A 23,538-nucleotide genomic window follows, 5' to 3' on the forward strand; every position below is an offset into this window, starting at 1 on the left:
CGCCGCCTTCGGCGGCTTATACCTGGCCAATGTCAACTGGGATCTTTTCGCTTTTGGCAGGATTAAGGAAAGGGTGAAAGTGGCCAATACGATACTGGAAAGAGATCAGAATGACCTGACCCAGGAGAAGTTTCAGCAGGAGATCAAAGTTTCTGCAGCTTACCTGAACCTGCTGGCAGCTCAAAGGCTAACGAAATCTCAGGAAAAGAACCTCGAAAGAGCCATTACTTTTAAAAATACTGCGGTGATCAGAGCGCATAACGGACTAATTGCCGGAGTAGATTCTTCGCTTGCCAAAGCGGAGGTTTCCAGCGCAAAGATCGCATTAACCAGAGCGAAAGACCTGGAGCAGGAACAGGCCAACCGGTTAGGTATACTCATGGGCATAACAGCAACCAATATGCAACTGGATACTGCCTCTATCGCCAGGATACCCATGGAAATGTATGCAGACAGCGTATTAAATGAAAAAACCCATCCTTTGCTGCAGTTTTACAAAAGCAGAATAGATGTGAGTAACGAGCAGGCAAAACTATTCAGCAAATCGTATTTTCCCACCTTCTCCCTTTTCGGTGTGATACAGGGAAGGGGATCTGGATTTAGCTCCGGCTATGCACAAGATCAAACAGCTTTTACCCAGGGATATGCTGATGGAGTAAATCCCACCAGGGGAAATTATCTTTTAGGTGCCGGTATGGTCTGGAACCTGACAAGCATCCTGCGTACACGTCCGCAGGTTCGGGCACAGCAATTTCAAAGTAAGGGTTTGCAGAACGAATATGAACTTGTTGATCAGCAGTTGCACGCCCAGCTTGCACTTGCAAATACCAAGCTAAAAAATGCGGTAGACAACTACAATGAAGCACCCGTTCAGGTCAAAGCAGCATCAGATGCCTATATGCAGAAAAATACATTGTATAAAAATGGGTTAACAACCATCGTGGATCTTACCCAGGCCCTGTACACCCTTAACCGTGCGGAAACCGACAGAGATATCGCGTATAATAATGTGTGGCAGGCACTCCTGCTGAAATCTGCTGCACTCGGAAACTTTGACCTCTTCATCAACGAATTTTAACCAGCCATTTCCATGAATTTAATCCGCTTTGCACTTAGAAAACCCATCTCTATCCTCGTACTGGTTGCCGGGCTATTCTTCTTTGGTATTGGCGCCATAAATAGCATCAAGGTAGACATCCTGCCAAAGATGAACCTCCCGGTCATATACATTGCCCACCCCTTTGGCGGTTATACCCCCAACCAAATGGAAGCTTATTTCGGCAAGCAATACGTTAACATTCTCTTGTTTGCCAATGGCATCAAGACCATCGAGACCAAAAACATTCAGGGTTTAATGCTCATGAAGCTGACCTATTATGAAGGGACCAATATGGCTCAGGCTGCCTCCGAGCTGAGTGCACTATCTAACCGAGCACAGGCAATTTTTCCTCCGGGATCACAGCCGCCCTTCATCATCCGCTTTGACGCATCTTCGCTTCCAGTCGGACAATTGGTACTGAGCAGCCCCATCAGGACAAATAACGAATTGCAGGACATTGCCAATACTTACATTCGCGCCTCTTTTACTTCTATACCCGGATTGCTGGCACCAGCGCCATTCGGAGGAAGTCCGCGTACAATAGAGATCGATGTAGATCCGGCACTGATGCGTTCACACAACCTGACTGTAGACCAGGTAGTTGAAGCGATCAAAATCAACAACCAGACGGCGCCCCCTGGTAACGTCCGCATCGGTGATAAAAATTACCTTACCCCAACCAATTATACCATCAAAAACGTTAAAGATTTTGAAAACATCCCTTTATTCAAGGGCGGCGTTCAAAACCTTTATTTGCGTGATGTGGCCGTAGTTAAGGATGGTGCAGATGCTACTGCAGGCTATGCTTTGATCAATGGCAAACGCTCTGTCTATCTGAGTATCGCCAAATCGGGAGATGCCTCGACCTGGGATGTGGTGAGTAACCTGAAAAAGAATCTCCCACAGATTCAAAGCACTTTACCAGAGGACGTTAAACTGTCGTATGAGTTTGACCAGTCTGTTTATGTGATCAATGCGGTAAAAAGTCTGATCAGTGAAGGTGCCATTGGCGCAATACTCACGGGGTTAATGGTATTGTTATTCTTAGGCGACAAACGTGCCGCGCTGATCGTTATCCTGACCATCCCTACCTCTATAATTGCAGGAGTATTGTTCCTGAAATTATTCGGACAAACCATCAACATCATGTCTCTAAGCGGCCTGGCGCTGGCAATTGGTATTTTGGTAGACGAATCGACTGTAACCATAGAGAACATCCATCAGCATTTTGATATGGGCAAGCCCAAGGCCCTGGCAATCTGGGATGCCTGCAAGGAGATCGCCTTCCCAAAACTGCTCATCCTATTGTGTATACTGGCCGTATTTGCGCCTGCGTTTACAATGTCTGGTATTCCAGGAGCCCTGTTCCTGCCGCTAGCGCTGGCTATAGGATTTTCTATGACTGTGTCTTTTTTTCTGTCGCAAACGTTTGTGCCGATCATGGCCAACTGGCTAATGGTTGCGCATCCTAAAAAAACGCCTAAACACAGTAAGGCGATCACTGATGATGAGGCCATCTTTAAACAATCCGGACTGAGCCTTGAATCTGAAAAAGACACACTTGATCAGAAAAAAATACTCGTGGAACGCGAAGATTTCAGCGATGATGGCAAAATTTCCCTATTTGAAAAATTCAGAAACCGGTTTATGCGTTTTCTAAACCGGCTTATGCCCCATCGTAAACCCGTTGTACTGGCCTACCTTCTTGTTGTAATTGTCGCAGCCGTCTTTTTACTTACCAATATAGGAAGGGATGTTTTGCCTAAAGTAAATTCAAGCCAGTTTCAATTGCGCATGAAGGCACCTGACGGAACCAGACTGGAACGCACAGAAGCAAAGGTAAAAGTAATTCTTAAGGAAATTAAAAGAATGGTTGGAGACGAGCATTTAGCGATCAGTTCAGTATATCTTGGACAGCATCCTGCGACATTCTCAGTAAACCCGATTTATTTATTTATGGCCGGGCCACATGAAGCGGTGTTTCAGGTTGGTCTGAAAGACTACCATGAAGACATGGAGGAGTTTAAAGACGAATTAAGAAAAAATATTAAAAAGATCGAACCAGACATCAGTTTATCTTTTGAACCAATAGAACTAACAGATAAAGTGCTGAGCCAGGGTTCTCCAACTCCGGTAGAAGTGCGTATAACAGGCAAAAACAAGAAAATCAATGAGACTTATGCAAAAAAAGTACTTGCAGAGCTCAAACAAATCCCATACCTCCGTGATGTTCAGATTGCCCAGTCTATTAAATATCCCTCTTTGAATATAAATATAGACAGGATCAAAGCTGCCCAGCTGGGGGTAGACATGACCGACGTATCCAGATCGCTGATCGCTTCTACCTCGTCGTCACGCTACACCGATAAAAATGTGTGGGTAGATGAAAAGATTGGCCTAAGCTATAATGTTCAGGTACAGGTTCCATTTAACCAGATGAATACCAGGGAAAATATCGGAGAGATCCCCTTGCTCAGAAACAACACCAGACCTATCTTAAGTGATGTAGCCAGTATTAGCACAGATACTACCTATGGGGAGAACGATAATGCTGGCGCAATGCCATACCTTTCGGTTACCGCTAACCTGAACAAGACGGACCTGGGCACTGCCAGTAAAGACGTAGCTAAAGCCATTGCGGATCTTGGGGAATTGCCCAGGGGGCTAATTGTAAAACCAGTAGGCATGATCAATGTACTTTCAGACACCTTAGACAGTTTACAGTCTGGATTAATAGTGGCTATAGTGGTGATATTCCTCATGCTTTCAGCCAACTTCCAGTCTTTCAAAGTGCCTTTGGTGATCCTGACTGCAGTACCGGCCGTTATACTCGGATCTTTGCTGTTGCTGCGCATCACCGGCTCCACCTTAAACCTTCAATCTTACATGGGGATCATCATGTCTGTCGGTGTATCCATAGCAAATGCGGTATTGCTCATTACCAATGCCGAGCATCTGCGCAAACATAGCGGCGATGCAATAAGTGCGGCAAGAGAAGCAGCAGCCTTAAGAATAAGACCTATCATTATGACCAGTGTGGCTATGGTTGCGGGTATGCTTCCTATGGCCATTGGACATGGTGAAGGAGGTGATCAGGTATCTCCATTGGGCAGAGCGGTGATTGGAGGTCTGATCGCCTCAACCATTGCGGTTTTAATCGTCCTGCCATTGGTTTTTGCCTGGGTACAGGGCAAGGTTACCACACAATCGATCTCCCTTGATCCTGAAGACAAGGAAAGCAAACATTACATCAAAGGACTAAAAGAATAATTTACGTATTTTAAAATAACACAATGAGAACAAATCTATTTCGAAATACAATTGCCATGGCAGGCGGCATCGCTTTACTCACTCTAATAAATGGATGTAATGCCAAAGCAGAAAAAGAAGGAGGCAAAAAAGAGAGGCCGGTTGCCATTGCAACTTTTAAACTCAAAAAGGATAAGCTTGCCACTGCCCTTCAGTTGCCGGGAGAGTTAAGCGCTTACCAGCAGGTCGACCTCTATGCCAAAATCAGCAGTTTTATAAAAACATTAAAAGTAGATATCGGCTCACAGGTTAATAAAGGTCAGCTCTTGATGACCCTCGAAGCTCCCGAAACCAATTCCCAATTGGCTGCCGCACAATCCAGGCTAAAATCTCAGGAAGCTTTATATACCGCCAGCAAAGCCAATTATGAGCGGTTGTTTGAAACCAGCAAGACCCCAGGTACGATTTCCAAAAATGATCTGGACCAGGCCATAGCACGCAGAAATTCAGACTTCGCTCAGTTTGAAGCAGCAAAAGCGGCACACAAAGAAATAGCTGCTATCCGGGATTATCTGGAGATCCGCGCCCCGTTTAGCGGTATCATCACAGCCAGAAACGTGAATTTAGGTGCTTATGTAGGTCCTTCGGGCAAAGGTTCAGAATTTCCTCTTCTTACACTGCAAGAGCAAAAGAACCTACGCCTGGCTATCTCTATTCCTGAGTTGTACACAGGTTATTTAAAAGAAGGCGACGAGGTCACTTTTACAGTAAAATCAATGCCTGACCAGGTCTTTAGCGCTAAGGTAAAACGTCTTTCAGGCGCACTGGACCTGCGTCTGCGTTCTGAAAAGATAGAAATGGATGTTCCCAATACCTCCAAAAGATTATTGCCCGGGATGGTTGCCGAAGTTCACATCCCACTTCCAGCAAGTGTAAGCACTTTTGTGGTTCCGAAAAAAACATTATTGGAAACGGCTGAAGGAATTTTTGTATTGAAGAACCAAAACAATGAGGTAGTGAAGGTTGCTGTAAAGAAAGGGAGAGAAACAGATGACCGGGTCGAAATTTTTGGTGATCTGAAAACTGACGATCAGCTGGTAAGCAGTCCTTCCGAAGAAATGCAGTCCGGACAGCTCATCCAACCATAATTTTACATGGCGCATAAACTGTTATTCAATTAAAATAAGGAACTTTATGTGGTGAACAAGATTGAAAGCCTACACGATTTTTACGGGCGTTTAAAGACCCAGCATCCAGACATTACCATCCCCAGTTTAGAAACCGTCAATAACACTGGCCACATTGGGGTATTCAAAAGATCTATGTATTGTTCAGCACATCCCTCCCCTTACAACCGCCGAGATTATTATAAGATCTCTCTGATCCTGGGGTCCGGGATACTGCACTATCCAAGCCAGCGAATACTGGTAAAGGAACGGGCCTTATTATTCACAAATCCTAATATTCCATATGCCTGGGAGGCAACATCAGAAACCCAGGCAGGTTATTTTTGTCTGTTTACTGAGAATTTTATTCATAAAAGAAACGAGAGCTTAAGAGAATCCCTGCTTTGGAGGCTTGACGGCTGCCCGATCATTCCAATCACCCTGCAACAGGAAAACGTATTCACGGAAATATTTACTAAGATGACGGCCGAGATGGAAGGTATGTACATCCATAAATATGAGATGTTGCGCAATTACATTCAGTTAATCGTTCATGAGGCGTTAAAGGTACAGCCACAGGATACAAATTTTAGAGAACGTAATGCCGCAGTCAGGCTGACTTCCTTGTTTATCGAATTACTGGAAAGGCAGTTCCCCATTGGCTCTACAGACCATGTACTGGAGCTAAGGACGCCTCATGATTTTGCAAACCAGCTCTCTGTGCATGTAAACCATTTAAATCATGCAGTAAAAGAGGTAACAGGAAGAACCACATCAGAACATATCCTAAAAAGGATCACGACCGAAGCCTTAGCATTATTAAGTCATACCGAATGGAATGTGGCCCAAATTGCATATTGCCTAGGCTTTGAATATCCTGCCAATTTCAATACATTCTTCAAAAGGCAAATGCAATGCACACCGAAAGCCTTTAGAAAAGAAGGAATTTCATCCTAGTAGAAAATTCTATGCAATCATATCAATGCCTCACAACCTTCCCTGCAACACGCCAAAACAAAGTTCCCTCCAATAACACGTCCTGAAATGCGTTTACGATTTAGACCTTAAATGGAATTGGTGAGCAATTTTAAGCCCTTCTATTTTGTGAGACTCAAAAATAAACGCAATGCATTCATTTCAAATAGATATAAAAAACCGGAAAAGTGTTCTAAAAATAGTCACTTTTCCGGTTCTGCGGAGGAAGAGGGATTCGAACCCTCGGTACCGTTGCCAGTACGACAGTTTAGCAAACTGTTCCTTTCGGCCACTCAGGCATCCCTCCGAATACTCAAAATATTCCTTTTGAGGTTGCAAATATAGCAATTCATTGATATTTGCAAAAGAAAATTACAGTGTTTGCTGATAATCTATTCTCACATGATAAATACTCATGAGCATCGTCTTGAAAATCAGCTTTATAGTCTCAAGATCTTTTAACGTGATGTCACAATTGTCCAGCTGATTTTGTTCGAGCTTATAATCAATGATACGTTCAACCAGGTCATTTATGCTCTGGGCATCCGGATTTTTCAGACTTCTTGAGGCAGCTTCCACTGAGTCTGCCAGCATCAGCACACCAGTTTCCTTCGAAAAAGGAATTGGTCCCGGATACCGGAAAATGTTTTCGTCAACAAATTTTTCAGGGCTGTTCTTTAAAAAGGACTGGTAAAAATAGTCTACCCGGGTATTCCCATGGTGCGTTCTGATGAAATCGATCACACTTTCCGGCAGCTGGTGCTTACGGGTGATCTCTATGCCCTTGTGGACATGTTTGATGATGATCTGGGCACTTTGCTCGTAAGGCAGCTTATCGTGCGGGCTCACCCCTGTATTCTGGTTCTCAATAAAATACTGGGGATTTTCGATCTTACCAATATCATGGTACAAAGCCCCTGCCCTTACCAGCAGCGAATTCCCGCCTATTTTAAATATAGCAGCTTCCGCCAGATTGGCGACCTGCAAAGAATGCTGAAAAGTACCCGGCGCTTTAAAGGCCAGTTCTCTCAGCAGTTTATTGTTGGTATTGGTCAGCTCGATCAGGGCCACATCTGATGTAATTCCAAACAAGCGTTCAAAACCGTAGATGAGCGGATAAGCCAGCAAAGAAAGCAGCACACTGACTATAAAAGGCACAAAGTTGATCCATTCTATCTGGCTCAGCGAACCTTCCCTCAGCAAAGCTATGCCAATGAACGAGATCAGATAGGCGGACAGAATGTACATGGCAGAGAGCAGCAGCTGTTCGCGTTTGATCAGGTTCCTGATGCTGTAAATGGCCACCATACCCGCCGTGGTCTGATAGAAAACGAACTCAAAACTATTGGGCACAAAGAACCCCGCGATCAGGATCACCAGCAAATGCAGGTAAAGCGCAAGCCGGGTATCAAACAGGATCCTGATGATGATCGGCACAATGCAAAAAGGAATATAATAAAGACTTGGCAGATTTAGCTTTATGGCCCAGGTAAGGGACAGCAGCATGGTCGTAGTGACCAGCAAAAGCAGGGAAAGCTGCCTGTTGTCTGCAAAGATGTCTTTCCTGAACAGTTTCAGAAATACCATCAGCAGGCTCACAATAAAGCCAACCAGCAGGATCTGACCACAATACACAAGTGTGCTGTTCCCTATGGTTTTGGTCTGTGCCTCATAAGTCTCCTTGAACGACTGCAGTTTTTGAAAGCTCTCATCATCAATTACATTATTTTTAGCAATGATGAGCTCCCCTTTCTGTACCATTCCCCTGGTGGTAGACAGGCTGTTTATGGTCGTTTCCTGTACAATGGATGTCAGCTTTTCATTAAACACAATATTCGGCCGCAGGTGATCTTCTACCAGGTTGATCACCACATCCTTGACCCTAAGATCTACAGAAGAAAAATTATTTTTAAAATATTCAAGGGCGGTCTGTACTGTAAAAACGTCCTGGGAACTGTAAGTTTTGCTGATGTTATCATCCAGTAATGAAAAATCGTAATAACGGTTTCCTTTTTGGTGCTTGTTGTTTACTGCTATGATGCCCTTTGCATAGATTGATTTCAATAATTTAATGGACGTCTGCCTGTTGGCTGGTTTATCTGCTTCAGGCAAAGCACTGCTCCGCCATTTGACATCAAATTCATTTAAATATGCCTCTTCGACCTCATTGACCAGATACCTGTTGAAGGAATAGATCGGCAATATATTTTCCAGCGCATCTTTTTTGTCGGTATTGACCTGTGGGTTTGTCTTGAGAATTGCAAAGCTGAAGGGTGAAATGAGATCTTTGTTCTTCCAGATCCCTCCCTTCTCAAATTCATACCTGAACCTGGGTTGTTTGGGAAGAAAGATAGTGATGATCAACACAGAAAGCACCATCATGATATATTTTATATTTGATGAATACTTGCGGTATAGAACCTTATGAGAATTTTTCTTGATCTTTGCCAACGTTAATGTCTCCTGATTTTATTCAAACTTAGATAAAATTTTAGTTTTATCGGCTTCCCCCTTTCGCTAAAAACAAAATAACTTACTCGCAGGCTGTTGATAGGACCTACCTGTGCTCATATATACTTTTGCTTTTCATATGGTTAAATTTTGCTATCCTTTTACTTTTTTATTGCTTGAGCAAAAGAATAGCAAAAGGATAGCAAAACAATAGCAAAAGGAAAGCAAAAGAAAATATAAGCTGAATGACCAGTCATTATCAACTGATATCAAAGAAACAGGATCGGATTCGGATATGGTTTTTTGGTTACTGCCGCAGATCGGGTCAGGAACAAAAATAATACAAATTAAATTGTATCAAATGCTTTTCTAATTTAACGTCAGTAATTCTAAATTACATAACTTTGCTCTCAACTAACTTAAAGGATACATGAAAGAAGTAGTAATTGTTTCTGCGGTAAGAACTCCTATCGGCAGCTTTGGCGGCGCATTGTCTGGCTTTTCTGCAACACAACTTGGCGCTCTGGCCATAAAAGCCGCCGTCGCCAGGGCGGGTATCAAAACCGCTGATGTTCAGGAAGTTTATATGGGCAACGTACTGTCAGCCAATTTGGGCCAGGCTCCTGCTACGCAAGCCGCAAAATTCGCAGGCCTGCCGGATGTCCCTTCTACGACAATTAATAAAGTATGTGCGTCAGGAACCAAGGCAATTATGCTTGCAGCGCAAAGTATTGCCTTAGGCCAAAACGACGTCGTTGTAGCAGGTGGTATGGAAAGCATGAGTAATGTACCCTATTATCTGGATAAAGCACGTACAGGCTACCGTCTGGGGCATGGGCAGCTGACCGATGGACTATTGAAAGATGGATTATGGGATGTGTACAATGACTATCACATGGGCTCAGCCGCTGAACTGTGTGCATCAGAATGCAACATCAGCCGTAAGGAACAGGATGCTTTTGCTATCAGTTCTTACAAAAGAGCCCAGGCCGCACAGACCGGCGGCAAATTTACCACTGAGATCGTTGCAGTCGAAGTAAAGGACCGCAAAGGCGAAATCACACTGATCGATAAAGACGAAGAATCTTTTGCCGTAAAGTTTGATAAGATTCCCGGGTTAAAGCCTGTCTTTAAGAAAGATGGTACGGTAACCGCAGCCAATGCATCTACCTTAAACGATGGCGCAGCGGCACTGGTCCTGATGAGCGCTGACAAGGCAAAAGAACTGGGATTGAAACCCCTGGCGAAGATTTTGGCTTATGCGGATGCACAGCAGGCACCGGAATGGTTTACCACTGCTCCGTCCAAAGCCATCCCTCTGGCATTACAAAGGGCCGGAAAAAGCACTTCAGATGTAGATTTTTTTGAAATTAATGAAGCTTTTTCTGTAGTTTCACTTGCAAATAATAAGGAACTGGGATTGACAGAGGATAAAGTAAATGTAAATGGCGGTGCTGTAGCACTGGGTCACCCGCTGGGTGCTTCAGGCGCCAGAATTGTGGTGACCTTACTTTCTGTACTCGCTCAAAATCATGGAAAAATAGGTGTTGCAGGAATATGTAATGGCGGCGGTGGTGCCAGCGCCATTGTAATAGAAAACTTAAGATAAATGCATAAAGGCATAAAGGCTTTCCTGATCTTCTTTTTGCTGTGCTGCGCCTCAAAAAATATGCGGGCGCAGCACAGTTTCACATTCAACAACGGACCTGTGATGTTTAAGTACCAGGATTCGCTCAAGACCATTAGCGCAAATACTTTTGATGCGGAAAATAATGCGGAGCGGTTCGCGCTTAATGCCACTTTCATCAAAACCCTGGTCAACGCCCTGAAAACACCCCACTCCTTTCATTTTAACTTTGACTCCCTCCAAAAAGTCTCTATATTAAAAGCACCGGATAATTCTTTCCGGATCTTCACCTGGTATGTTCCTGTGGACGATGGTTCTTATCGCTATTTTGGCACAATTCAAATGGCCACTGCTGACGGTAAGTTAAAGCTGTACCCACTGATTGACAACACGGAGCAGATCAAAGATCCAAACGCCGTAACCGGCAGCAAGAACTGGTATGGTGCCCGTTATTATGAGATTGTACCGGTTATCGTGAGCGGCAGACAGCCGTTTTACACCCTAATCGGCTGGAAAGGCAACAATGCAAAGACTTCTAAAAAGGTGATCGATATACTTTCTTTTGAAAAAGGTGAACCGATATTCGGCAAACCGGTATTTGAAAGCTTAAAGGGCGCTGGTGTGAAAAACAGGATAATTTTTGAATACAACAAAATGAATTCCATGACCCTGACGATGGATAAATCTGTGAACATGATCATCTTTGATCACCTCGCCCCGTTTACAGCAGAAATGGAAGGAAATTTTGAATATTACGCATCAGACCTGAGTTTTGATGCTTATAAGATAGTGAACGGAAAACTGAAACTGGTGGAAAACGTTGAACTGAAGAATGAGCCCAACATCATGGACGACTTTTATACAGACCCCACAGATAAAAATACCAAGCCTATTAAGAAGTTATAGGGCATTTGGGAGTTTGCCTCCGTGTACCTATATTGCGCAACGAACTAACTGAACAAACTAACCAATACACAAAAAAACTAACATGAATACTAAAAATTTGGATACCCCAAATGATTTTTTCGCAAGTAAAGTACTCGGGCATCCGGCAGGATTATTCGTTCTTTTCTTTACCGAGATGTGGGAACGGTTTTCTTATTATGGAATGCGGGCCTTGCTCGTCCTTTTCCTTACTTCATCAATTATCGGGGATAATCCGGGCTGGGGATGGCCGCGTGCGCACGCACTGGCCATTTATGGCTCCTATACCGGTCTTGCTTATCTTACACCGATCTTAGGCGGGTATATTGCCGACAGGATCATCGGCTATCGGTGGGCAGTTATCCTGGGTGCCTTTCTGATGACACTTGGCCATTTGTCTATGGCCATGGAGTTTCACCAGAGTTTTATGTACCTGGGCCTTTGCCTTTTGGTGATCGGAAACGGTTTCTTTAAACCAAATATGACCTCTATCGTAGCACAGATGTATAAAAAACATCCTGAAAAGAAAGATGGTGCATATACGATCTTTTACATGGGCGTAAATTCAGGGGCATTTTTAGGAATGCTGCTCTGCGGCTACATCGGCGAAAATGTCAACTGGGGATGGAGCTGGGGATTTGGCCTTGCCGGAATCTTCATGTTCGTAGGCATGCTGCAATTCTATTTTACCCAGGGAATATTCGGGGATATTGGTTTGAAACCGGTTAAAGATAAAATCGGGGAGGACTCAGATGACCTTGCGGAATCGACCAGAAACCCATTTTCTAAGCTTGACCTGATTCTGATCACGTTGATCTCTGTAATTGGCCTTTCCTGGATCATCAACGATCCTGTTTCCAAGATCACCTCGCTCAACCTTTTCAATTTCAAAGTGGGCAGTCTGGACGGCAGTAATTTTATGATTATCATTGCACTGGGCCTGTTCCTGCTCATCCTGGTCAAAAGGATTTCTCAATACACACCGGTATTGCGCGATAAAATGATCGCAGTTGTTGTGCTGGCATTCATTACCATATTCTTTTGGGCATCCTTTGAACAGGCCGGTGGTTCCATGACCATTTTCGCAAAGGATTATACACAAAGATTGCTTACGGGAGACTCGAAGATCATTTTTAATGTAGTCAACACACTCATCACCGTAATTCCGCTGGTGATCATCTCCTATGTACTGATCAAACTCTTCACCAAAACATTTGGGAAATATTCTTTAGGAAACATCATTCTTTCCATTGGCTTCATCATCATCTGGGGCATTGTCATTTACATGCTTAAAAATCAGTACAATGAAGTCAAATCAGAAGTGCCGGCTACTTGGTTCGGGATTCTGAACTCTTTATTCATCATCAGCCTGGCACCTATCGTATCCAAGATCTGGGAAAGCAAATATAATCCTTCAGCCACCATGAAGAATGGATTTGGAATGGTGCTGCTGGGTATTGGTTTTGCCGCGCTGGCCTACGGTTCCAGCACGATCCCTCAGGGTGCTGCTGTTGCTTCCGTGAGCATGATCTGGCTGGTTTTGGCTTATTTGTTCCACACGCTGGGTGAATTATTCATTTCACCGGTTGGTTTATCTTATGTAAGTAAACTGGTACCGGGAAGGATGATTTCGATCATGTTTGGGATCTGGTACCTGGCCATAGCCATTGGTAATAAAATAGCAGGAACTATGGGCGGAATGATCGATGAGATCACGGCCAAATATTCAATGACCACTTTCTTCCTGATCTTTACTTTGATTCCTGTTGGACTGGGCGTCTTTATTATGCTGCTCACTCCGGCGATGAAAAAGTTAATGCACGGTGTAAAATAAGCTATAATTGTAATCAAATGCAACAAGACATTACACTGGATGAGATCCAGAATTTCAAAGGCAAATATCCCAAACAGCTCTGGGCTCTGTTTTTTGTAGAAATGTGGGAACGCTTTTGCTTTTATGGCATGCGTGGAATGCTCGTTATATTTATGATCGACAAAATTGTAGGGCTTGCGCTTACTGAAAAAAGCGCAAACTTACAATATGCTGCTATCCAGGCTTTTGTATATGCCTTTACTTTTTTGGGTGGTATTTTTGCAGATAAAATACTTGGGTTCAGAAAATCTCTTTTCTTTGGTGGTATGGTTATGATTTTAGGAAACCTCATCATCGCTTCATCTCCAAAAGAGTTCTTTTATATCGGGATAACACTTTCAATTATAGGTACTGGATTTTTTAAACCCAATATCTCCTCTATGGTAGGTGAACTGTATAAAGTTGGCGATGGCCGCAGAAATGCTGGTTACGGGATGTTTTATGCTGGTATAAATGTTGGCGGATTACTAGGAGGTGCATTATGCACATATCTTGGTAAATATGTATCTTGGAATTATGCTTTTCTTGCCGCTGCATTTGTGATGGGATTGGGTCTGATTACCTTTTTACTGACGAAAAAAAATCTGGGGCCTATTGGAGAATCGCCTTTAAAGGATATGCCGGTTGCTAAAAAAAGAATTAGGGAAATTGCTGTTTACCTGATCTCTTTAATCTCAATTCCTTTAATTCTGATCATGGTACAAAATACCCATTATACGGACTATTTTATGTATACAATAGCTCCACTGTCTATCATTTACTTTCTATATGAAATCTATACAGTTAAAGAACATAAATTACGTTTAAAGTTGTTAGCCGCCTTTGTATTCATCTTCTTTTATTTCTTGTTTAACGCCATTTACGAACAGAGTGGCGGTTCCTTATCCTTATTTGCTTTAGAAAACTTAAATCATACATTATTGTTTTTTAATATCGATCCAAATGTAGTAAACAACAGTTCAAACTCTCTCTTTGTAATTATTTTTAGTCCTTTGGCTGGCCTATTATGGCTTTGGCTAGCTAAAAAGAAAATAGAACCAAATTCCATCATTAAGTTTGGAATTGGTTTTTTGTTTCTTTCTGCGTCATTCTATCTATTCTACTACACTCGTTTTTTTGCAGATGAAAATGGAGTTACGTCTTTAAACCTATTTACTTTTGCATACCTCGTAACTACCCTTGGAGAATTGTGTTTAGGTCCTATTGGAATGTCAACAGTAACTCAATTATCGCCAAAAAGATTAACCGGCATGATGATGGGTATGTGGTTCCTGGCCAGTGCCTTCGGGCAGTTTGCCGCTGGAAAACTCGGTGCAAATATGTCTGTAAGCGGGGATGATGTTTCATTGCTCACGAAACTTGAATCTTATACCAGTGGTTATTATCAGCTGGCGATATATGCCGCGATTGCTGGTGTATTTTTAATCCTTTTTTCTCCGCTGATTAAACGCTTAATGCAGGGTGTAAGTTAACTCACTGTTTTTTTAACATAATTTAACCCGTAACCACGATGTTGTTACGGGTTTTTTCATTTAGATTATATAATTTCGCACATTAATTTATTCTACGTGTCAGACAGCTTAGTCATTATTCCTACTTACAACGAAAAAGAAAATATTGAGCGGATCATTAGAAAGGTCTTTTCTTTAAGTTACTTTTTTGAGATCTTAATTATCGACGATGGTTCACCGGACGGCACTGCCGGCATCGTAAAAAAGCTGCAATTGGAGTATCCTGCTCTTCACTTGGAACAAAGAACTGGAAAGCTGGGTTTAGGCACTGCATATATCCATGGTTTTAAATGGGCGCTGGAAAGGCCGCAATACGGATACATATTTGAGATGGATGCCGATTTCTCTCACAACCCTGATGACCTGATCAGGCTCAGACAGGCCTGTATAGAAGGCGCAGATGTAGCCATAGGCTCACGCTATGTAAAGGGAGTAAATGTGGTAAACTGGCCGATGAGCCGGGTGTTGATGTCGTATTTCGCGTCCATGTATGTACGGATCATCACCAGGATCGATATACAGGATGCGACAGCGGGATTTAAATGTTATAAGCGACGGGTACTGGAGAAGATTCCGATGGAAAAGATCAGGTTTGTGGGTTATGCTTTTCAGATCGAGATGAAGTTTACCGCCATTAAATATGGATTTAAAGTAGTAGAAGTGCCCATCATCTTTACAGACCGCACCGAAGGTACTTCTAAAATGAGCACAAGGATCTTCAGGGAAGCATTTCTTGGCGTGATCCAAATGAAGGTTTGGAGCTGGTTCAGGAAATACAATTAGTTTTTTGGGACGCGCTTTGTAAGGAGCTGTGTTTATGCGGGATAGCTGTTAGTAGTAAGCTGTTTTGTTTTGCAGGGTGCTTAGTTTTAAAAATACTTGTTAGCTTCGGACTGGGCCTTGCGCCCTGAAGAAGGGCACAAACCCTATGTCCTCATCTTAACAAGTATTTTTTTGGAATGCATTGTGGCATACACAGGTACAAAAATTATTCCCTTGGTTTCTTATCTTCACGCATCATTTCACTGAACGTCATACCCCTGTCCATAGCAGACACGATCTTGACCAATCTCTTGGTTCTTGTAGGCTCTGTTTTTGCTGAATTTACCCAATTGATGTACCAGTTCCGGTGCGACATCGGCAATTTCATAAAACCATCCATTAGATGCGGTTCGTCTGACAGACAAAGCTCGAGATCTTCCGGTATTTCAATCTTAAAATCCTTGTCTTCTTCCAGTTCCAAATTTACTACTGCACCCATCTCTTTCTTAAGTTGTTTGCGCAAACTGGCTTTCAATGCAATGATAAAGTCGCCCTCTCCCATTGGAACGGTAGCCACCCCGCCAATTTCGACATGGTCTATCCGGCCTTTAACCCGAAAGCTCTTTTTGCAGTCAGCTTTAATTTCATTAGCAACAGCCTGGGGAATAAACACATAGCTCCAGCCTGTTTTTTCGCCCATTTCAGCAAAACGCTCTATTTCAGCTTTGAAAGTGATCATATGGGAATAAAGATATTAAGAATCCAGCAAAGCTAAAACAGATAACTCTTGTCATAAAGAAAAAGACAGATCAGGAAGAAAAAGAACAAAAAGAATGTGGTTAAAAAAGATTGATAGCTTTGGAAAGAGAAACGAGGTCTTAAGAGCTTATCCAGCTAAGAAATTTGCTTTAAGCGCCCAAAAAAAGATTTGTTAATGTGAGGACATAGGGTTTGTGCTCTTCTTCAGGGCGCAAGGCCCAGTCCGAACATACAAATCTTTTTCTAATAAATTTTCCCTCCGCAATAACTTTGATTAAAAAGAGAATAACGACTGTTAAAACTTTTCTTCAATCCCCAATCCAAACAAAGCAAAATCATACTTTACCGGATCCATCGGATCAAACCGCAGCAACTGAGCTGTGAGTTCAACAGCAGTACGCCAATCCGTCTGCTTCCTTTCAATGAGGCCAAGTTTACGTGCCACACGATCGACATGAACATCACAGGGACAGATGAGGTCTGCTGGTTTAAGCGTATTCCATATACCGAAATCTACACCCATATTGTCTTTTCTGACCATCCACCTAAGGAACATATTGAGCCGCTTGCAGGTTGATTTCTGCAAAGGTGATGAAACATGCTTAATGGTCCGGCGCGGATAATCAGGCAGAGAAAAAAAATAAACACGGAAATAGTTGAGGGCCCTTTCTATTTTAGGCTGCTGCAAAGCAAGCTCAGCAAGCATGCAGGCAGAAGAACTATAAGCAGCATTACCGTCAGATAACTCATCAGCAGAAACAAGGCCGTCTGATTCAATTCCTGAATAACCATCTACAAAAACACCAGCAGGCGCGAGGAAAGCAGCCTCCAGGCTCTCGTGCTGACTATAGTGTTCCTGAAAAAAAGCAACAAAATACAACAGGTCTGTGTCGTTGAATGTACGGTGCTTGAAACCCAAAAGACCCTTCAGGTCGTCGTCACTATGGTGCAGCATGAACTGATAGGGTTCATTATCCATACGCCGGAACAGTTCATTACATTTATTGATGATGGTTTTGCGCTGTCCCCAGGCCAAAATTGCCGCCAAGAAAGCTGCAATCTCAATGTCCTGTTTTTTGGTATACTGGTGCGGAATACAGATGGGGTCATTCTGAATAAAGTCAGGCCGGTTGTACTGGGCAGCCTTTAAATCTAAAAAATCCTTCAGTTCTAAAAATTCCAATCTTATTTAAATTTATTTTAATGATTAGCATTGCGGGATGCTGAGTTATCCCGAAGCGAGTTCGGGATAACTCAGCATGACAACCGGCTAATTATTTAAGCGCCTGTTCCAAATCTTCAAGCAGGTCATCTATATCCTCAACGCCAACACTCAAACGCAGCAGGTTTTCCGTCACCCCAACCTTTTCACGCTCCTCTTTTGGAATCGACCCGTGCGTCATGGTCGTCGGGTGGTTGATCAGAGATTCCACACCACCAAGTGATTCCGCTAAAGTGAAAACCTTAAACGAAGAGGCAACGCGAAAAGTCTCTTTCAGGTCCGCTCCCTTCAATGTGATCGAAACCATTCCGCCAAAACCACGCATTTGTCGTTTGGCAACATCATGATTAGGATGGTCTTCAAAGCCCGGCCAGTAGATCTTGTCGATCTTCGGATGGTTCCTGAGAAAGCGTGCTACCTTCTCCCCGTTCTCGCAATGCGCTTTCATGCGCAAATGAAGGGTTTTAATGCCTCTGAGCACCAGAAATGCATCCTGAGGACCAGGTGTAGCGCCGCAGGCATTGTAAATGAACCAAAGGTCTTTGTACAACTGGTCATCATTGACCACTAAGGCACCCATCACCACGTCAGAATGGCCGCCAATGTATTTCGTAACAGAATGCATCACAATATCAGCGCCCTGATCCATAGGATTTTGGAGATATGGCGACGCAAAAGTATTGTCGACGGCCAGGAGCAGCTTATGCTGTTTGCTGATCTTTGCAACGCCCTCAATATCAATGATCCGCATGGTTGGATTGGTAGGTGTTTCTATCCAGATCAGCCTGGTATTGTCGTTGATGGCCGGCAGTATGTTTTCAGGTTTGGACAGATCCAGGAAATGAAATTTGATGCCATACTTTTCATAAACCTTAGTGAAAATGCGATAAGACCCACCATAAAGGTCATTGCCAGTGATCACTTCATCACCCGGCTTCAGCAATTAAAGAACCGCATCAGTCGCTCCCATTCCGCTGGAAAAAGCAAGGCCGTATTTGGCATTCTCCAGAGCAGCCAGACAATCTTCCAGCGCCTTACGGGTTGGGTTTGTACCCCTGGAATACTCATATCCCTTATTGTCGCCGGGAGATTTCTGCCAGTAGGTAGACGTTTGATATATGGGAGTCATGACAGCTCCGGTAGTTGGGTCAGGTTCCTGACCCGCATGAATGGCTTTTGTTGCGAATTTCATATTTGTATGATCACTTTAGTATAAGATATCAGCCCGTTAGTATAAGATATCCTGTCATTCGTATAAAAATCAGGCTACCTAGTAAGCACGCGCAAAAAGTACACGCTGGGTAGAAGGTTTGCCGGAATAGATACAAACCCCGTCTTCCAGCGGGTTATCTAAAGGAACGCACCTGATGGTCGCTTTAGTCTCTTCCTTAATCTTTTGTTCCGTTTCAGGAGTACCATCCCAATGTGCGGAGATGAAACCAGCCTTACCGTCCAGCAGCGCTTTAAACTCCTCATAGGAATTGGCGGGAGTGATGCGGTCTGCCCTGAAGTCAAACGCTTTTTTATAGATGCTGTTCTGGATATCATCCAATAACTGAGGAATATAGATTTCCAGCCCTTCCTGGTTTACAGTCTGCTTTTCACGCGTATCCCTGCGGGCAAGCTCTACAGTTCCGTTTTCCATATCGCGTGAACCAATCGCAAGACGGATCGGCACACCCTTAAGCTCGTATTCTGCGAACTTGAAGCCCGGACGCTGTGTATCACGGTCATCATATTTAACAGAGATACCCAGGCGTTTCAACTTGGCGATCAGGGTATCCACAAAAGCGGAAATATTGCTGAGTTCTTCATCAGTCTTGTAGATCGGAACGATAACCACCTGTATGGGCGCCAGTTTAGGAGGAAGTACCAGACCGGCATCATCGCTGTGCGCCATGACCAGCGCACCCATTAAGCGGGTGGAAACCCCCCATGAGCTGGCCCATACATGTTCCAGTTTACCTTCCTTGCTGGTAAATTTGACATCAAATGCTTTCGCAAAGTTCTGTCCGAGGAAATGTGAAGTCCCGGCCTGCAGCGCTTTGCCATCCTGCATCAGCGCTTCGATACAATAGGTATCCAATGCACCGGCAAAGCGTTCATTAGGTGTTTTGACACCTTTTATTACCGGTACTGCCATCCAGTTTTCTGCAAAATCTGCGTACACATCGAGCATCTGCCTGGTTTCTGCGATGGCTTCGTCAGCAGTAGCGTGGGCGGTATGCCCTTCCTGCCATAAGAATTCTGTGGTGCGCAGGAACAAACGGGTCCGCATTTCCCAGCGCACTACATTTGCCCATTGGTTAATCAACAATGGCAGGTCACGGTAAGACTGGATCCAGCCTTTATAGGTGTTCCAGATGATGGTTTCAGAGGTGGGCCTTACGATCAGCTCTTCTTCCAGTTTGGCGGTTTCGTCTACGATGATGTTTCCGTTTCCGTCATTTTTAAGACGGTAATGTGTCACAACGGCACATTCTGTCGCAAAACCCTCTACGTGTGAGGCTTCCTTGGAAAAAAATGACTTAGGAATGAATAAAGGGAAGTAAGCATTACTGTGACCGGTATCTTTGAATTTTTGGTCTAAAACCGCCTGCATCTTCTCCCAAATGGAGTATCCGTAAGGTTTTATGACCATGCAGCCTTTGACTGCGGAGTGCTCTGCCAGGTCAGCTTTTATAACAATGTCGTTATACCACTGGGAATAGTCTTCGTTTTTACTTGTAATGCCTTTGCTCATATCTGAATGGAACGTTATTTGTGTTAAATACCTTGTATAGTAAGCTACAAATTTATAAATTTATACCTACAAAAAAATTGCAACACACAAACAACATATAAGTTATGAAACCTAACCATTTATTCACAAGTATGCTCGCACTGGCAACGATAGTTGTTACGTCCTGCTCTGCGCCAAAATTAGCGCAGCAAAGTACCACTGATGATGACGTTTATAACACAACGGCGAAGGTTAAGATCTACACACCGGCACCGGTTAAGCCATCTCAAACCACTACCACTACAGATGAAGAGTACGCTGAAAGCGATTACTATGGCACAAGCGATCCATACTATGACATGGATTACTCCTCACGGATCAACAGGTTCTATTATTCCAGTCCATGGAGAAACTATTATGACCCATATTTCTATAGCGGATGGTATCCTTCCTATTCAGTAGGCATCGGCTACAGTCCTTTTTACAATAGCTACTGGAACTCACCGTATTCAGGCTGGGGCTACGCCTATTCTCCATTTTGGGGATATAACAATTTTGGCTGGAACAATTACTACTATGGTGGTGGTTATTACGGTGGTGGATTCTTAGGAGGAGGTTATTATGGCGGCGGTTATGGCGGCGGGTTTTACACCGGCAGGACTACTAATGTTCCTGATTACCGGGCGAGACCATCTGTAGGCAGAGAAAACGGCATTGGCTCTTATCGTAATGGCTATGGAAGAACAAGTACAGGGCCTGGTACAACAAGATCCGATGCAAATGGCAATGTGATCTCGAGACAGACCAGATCTGAAAGATATGGTGCCAGTGACAATAACGCTACCACCAATCCAAGAACAAGCAACAGGCGCACCCAGGATGCCCCTCAGCCAGCACAAAGGCCAACAAGAACCGAGAACTATACACCCCCTGCCCGTCAGGCTGACAGACCGACCTATACGCCGCCTCCAGCAACAAGAAGTGACGGAGGTGGATCAAGAAGTAGTGGTTCCGGAAGCAGTGGCAGTAGCGGTAGCAGTGGCGCAAGATCAGGAAGAGCAGGAAGAGGCTAATTATTTATTTATTCAAGATGAAGAAAATCACATTATCTCTAGTGGTTATAGTAGCCGCTACAGTATCGACATATGCCCAGAGTTACGCTCCTGATGCCCTGAAATTCTCTCAGTCCAACTATGGAAGCACTGCAAGATTCAAAGGAATGGGCGGCGCCCAAATTGGAGTAGGCGGCGACATGAGCTCTTTAGGCGGTAATCCGGCAGGACTGGGGCTTTTTACAAAATCAGAGTTTGGCTTAACACCAGAATTTAATGCCATGACCGGGAAGGCAGATTACCTGAATACAACAACAAATTCTAATAAAGACCGCCTGAATCTTAACAACCTCGGTGTTGTGCTGTACAGCCCTTCTCTCCGGGCCAAAGGCGAAAGCACTCAAACAGGTGTGGTCAGTTCTGTTTTCGGAATTGGATATGTACGCAACAATGACTTCGGAGCCGATTTTAATTATACAGGACAAAATTCGGCCAACTCAATTGCAGATTATTTTACAGACGACGCAAATGCCTACAACAAAGCTCCTAACCAGCTCCCTGAAGGAAGCTTAGGTAGAATGGCTTTTGATGGATTCATCATAGACTATGATGATTTTACTACCCCATCCAAGCCTTTCTACCGTGCATCTACAAGGAATAATAACGATGTCCAGACAGAGCAAAATAAACAGACGCAAGCTGAGATGAGGAGCGGATCCACCTCTGAACTTACGGCCGGCGGAGCGCTGAATATCGCTAACCAGGTATATATAGGTGCAAGTATCGGACTGGTAAACGTCCGTTACACCAATGATGCCCAATATTTTGAATCCGGTTATAACTTTACGGAAGACTCAAGATATGACCTCACATTTGCAAAAAACCAGGAAACTACAGGTTCAGGATTTAATGCAAGACTGGGTGTGATCTTCAGACCCGTAGAAAACTTCAGGATCGGCGCTACGATGCAAACCCCTACATGGCTGCTGATTGAGGACAACACTACATTTAAACTGGATACCAGGATAGCCACAGGCCCCAACGCCGACAGCCACACCAATACTCCCGCCAACTATACTTTTACGTATCGTCTCCGGACACCGTTAAAGGGATCATTGGGAGCCAGCTATGTAATTGGTGGTAAGGCATTGATTTCTGCAGACGTAGACTATGTAGATTATTCAACCATCAGATTTTCTACCGACCAGGGAAATGACCCGGATAGGATTATTGATGAAAATAATACCGTAAAGAATTTTTACAAAGGCGCTGTGAACTACAGACTTGGAGCAGAGTACAAAGTTGACAATGCTTTTAGCCTAAGGGGAGGATATGGCAACAACGGAAGTGCGATAAAAGGAGATGACGATGGTTATTTTGACACCAAGTATTACAGTGGTGGTCTGGGATACCGTGTAAACAATTATTATTTTGATCTTACTTATCAGCGGGCAGAAACAAATACTGATTTGTCACCCTATATAGTTGGCTCTGCTGAGAATCCGGAAGAACCTGTTGCAAGCATCAAAACCGCAAGAAACAATGTATTCCTGACCTTTGGAGTTAGGTTCTAAAAATATAAGTTTTTAATTCTGTAAGGGCTGGTTATTAAATTTGCCAGCCCTTTTATTTTGGGAAATTTCCTTCTTTAGAACCTCATATAATACCATGAAGCGGGCCACCAGGTAAACCCAGCTGATCTACTTTATTTTCAACAGCCTGATCTTTGACCAGCTCCGGTGCGTGATGTGGTTTTTTACGTGCATCGATAATTAAAGGCCCTTTGCAACCCCAGTGCTTATCTTGAATAAAGGCATCTATGCCATGTATATCCGTAGCCGGGTTGCTCCTGGTAAAGGTGACCCATACCAGATTATTGATATTTGCCGCAGTGAATGCTGCATCATCACAAAGTACGATGAGCGCTATGCCCTTCAGCTTCTCTGCTTTCAAACTAGAATTGAGCTGGCTGATCTCTTTTCCGGTATAAACTCCGTCAACATATGAGGGGGCCTTTAAGGTAAGTACACCCGGAATGGCCAGCTTAAATTCACCAAAACCAGCGGAAAGACCTGTACCTTCAATGAACAACCCAGCCGGGACATCATTAGACAGTTCCCTTTTCTTTTCCCCGGCCGCAGCAAAC

The 23,538-nt window shown here is 43.7% G+C and carries 15 protein-coding genes, 1 tRNA gene and 2 pseudogenes; 11 read left to right on the top strand and 7 right to left on the bottom strand.

The window, feature by feature from the left end; translation table 11 throughout:
- The 4 genes from VK541_RS05215 to VK541_RS05230 form a co-directional block, all read left to right on the top strand.
- Window positions 1-1,078, top strand: a 1,078-nt coding sequence (locus VK541_RS05215) for a TolC family protein (protein WP_324367618.1), incomplete at its 5' end; no start/stop codon positions are given.
- Window positions 1,079-1,090: 12 nt separating this feature from the next.
- A complete protein-coding gene (locus VK541_RS05220; RefSeq protein ID WP_324367620.1) occupies window positions 1,091-4,369 on the top strand; it encodes an efflux RND transporter permease subunit in 3,279 nt (1,092 codons plus the stop codon).
- 23 nt (window positions 4,370-4,392) lie between these two features.
- Window positions 4,393-5,496, top strand: coding sequence for an efflux RND transporter periplasmic adaptor subunit (locus tag VK541_RS05225; protein WP_324367623.1), 1,104 nt, complete (start codon window positions 4,393-4,395; stop codon window positions 5,494-5,496).
- Between the two features lie 51 nt (window positions 5,497-5,547).
- Entirely contained in the window at window positions 5,548-6,471 is a 924-nt protein-coding gene (locus VK541_RS05230) for a helix-turn-helix transcriptional regulator (protein ID WP_324367625.1), read from the top strand.
- Window positions 6,472-6,709: 238 nt separating this feature from the next.
- Here VK541_RS05230 and VK541_RS05235 read toward each other — a convergent pair.
- Both VK541_RS05235 and VK541_RS05240 read right to left on the bottom strand, forming a co-directional pair.
- Window positions 6,710-6,796, bottom strand: a tRNA-Ser gene (locus tag VK541_RS05235).
- A 65-nt stretch (window positions 6,797-6,861) separates the two neighbouring features.
- Window positions 6,862-8,868 carry an HDIG domain-containing metalloprotein gene (locus VK541_RS05240; protein WP_324367646.1) on the bottom strand — a complete coding sequence of 669 codons (2,007 nt, stop codon included), beginning with the start codon at window positions 8,866-8,868 and terminating at the stop codon, window positions 6,862-6,864.
- A 502-nt stretch (window positions 8,869-9,370) separates the two neighbouring features.
- On the opposite strand from VK541_RS05240, the gene VK541_RS05245 reads away from it, so the two are divergent.
- From VK541_RS05245 to VK541_RS05265, 5 genes are all read left to right on the top strand, one after another.
- On the top strand, window positions 9,371-10,549 hold the full coding sequence (locus VK541_RS05245; protein WP_324367627.1) for an acetyl-CoA C-acyltransferase: 1,179 nt from the start codon (window positions 9,371-9,373) through the stop codon (window positions 10,547-10,549).
- Complete coding sequence (locus tag VK541_RS05250; protein WP_324367628.1) at window positions 10,550-11,473, top strand: hypothetical protein; 924 nt, start codon at window positions 10,550-10,552, stop codon at window positions 11,471-11,473.
- A gap of 82 nt (window positions 11,474-11,555) precedes the next feature.
- A complete protein-coding gene (locus VK541_RS05255) occupies window positions 11,556-13,325 on the top strand; it encodes a peptide MFS transporter (RefSeq protein ID WP_324367630.1) in 1,770 nt (589 codons plus the stop codon).
- A 17-nt stretch (window positions 13,326-13,342) separates the two neighbouring features.
- The gene (locus VK541_RS05260) at window positions 13,343-14,836 is read left to right on the top strand and encodes a peptide MFS transporter (RefSeq protein ID WP_324367632.1); all 1,494 of its coding nucleotides are present in this window, start codon (window positions 13,343-13,345) and stop codon (window positions 14,834-14,836) included.
- 96 nt (window positions 14,837-14,932) lie between these two features.
- Entirely contained in the window at window positions 14,933-15,658 is a 726-nt protein-coding gene (locus VK541_RS05265; protein ID WP_324367633.1) for a polyprenol monophosphomannose synthase, read from the top strand.
- Window positions 15,659-15,863: 205 nt separating this feature from the next.
- Here VK541_RS05265 and VK541_RS05270 read toward each other — a convergent pair whose 3' ends face one another.
- The 4 genes and pseudogenes from VK541_RS05270 to proS all read right to left on the bottom strand — a co-directional run bounded on the left by VK541_RS05270 (window position 15,864) and on the right by proS (window position 20,361).
- On the bottom strand, window positions 15,864-16,376 hold the full coding sequence (locus tag VK541_RS05270; RefSeq protein WP_324367636.1) for a YdeI/OmpD-associated family protein: 513 nt from the start codon (window positions 16,374-16,376) through the stop codon (window positions 15,864-15,866).
- Window positions 16,377-16,691: 315 nt separating this feature from the next.
- The gene (locus VK541_RS05275) at window positions 16,692-17,579 is read right to left on the bottom strand and encodes a TIGR02757 family protein (protein ID WP_324367638.1); all 888 of its coding nucleotides are present in this window, start codon (window positions 17,577-17,579) and stop codon (window positions 16,692-16,694) included.
- Window positions 17,580-17,670: 91 nt separating this feature from the next.
- Window positions 17,671-18,810: pseudogene (locus VK541_RS05280) on the bottom strand (cystathionine gamma-synthase).
- Window positions 18,811-18,888: 78 nt separating this feature from the next.
- The gene (proS, locus tag VK541_RS05285) at window positions 18,889-20,361 is read right to left on the bottom strand and encodes a proline--tRNA ligase (RefSeq protein ID WP_324367640.1); all 1,473 of its coding nucleotides are present in this window, start codon (window positions 20,359-20,361) and stop codon (window positions 18,889-18,891) included.
- A 104-nt stretch (window positions 20,362-20,465) separates the two neighbouring features.
- On the opposite strand from proS, the gene VK541_RS05290 reads away from it, so the two are divergent.
- Together VK541_RS05290 and VK541_RS05295 are read left to right on the top strand one after the other, a co-directional pair.
- On the top strand, window positions 20,466-21,413 hold the full coding sequence (locus VK541_RS05290; protein WP_324367642.1) for a hypothetical protein: 948 nt from the start codon (window positions 20,466-20,468) through the stop codon (window positions 21,411-21,413).
- Window positions 21,414-21,430: 17 nt separating this feature from the next.
- Window positions 21,431-22,966 carry an outer membrane protein transport protein gene (locus VK541_RS05295; RefSeq protein WP_324367644.1) on the top strand — a complete coding sequence of 512 codons (1,536 nt, stop codon included), beginning with the start codon at window positions 21,431-21,433 and terminating at the stop codon, window positions 22,964-22,966.
- Window positions 22,967-23,048: 82 nt separating this feature from the next.
- Here the strand turns inward: VK541_RS05295 and VK541_RS05300 are convergent.
- A pseudogene (locus VK541_RS05300) lies at window positions 23,049-23,538 on the bottom strand (3-octaprenyl-4-hydroxybenzoate carboxy-lyase); the annotation flags it as partial.

Origin of the sequence: Pedobacter sp., from assembly GCF_035317785.1 — a bacterium.
In the GTDB taxonomy this organism is placed as follows: domain Bacteria; phylum Bacteroidota; class Bacteroidia; order Sphingobacteriales; family Sphingobacteriaceae; genus Pedobacter.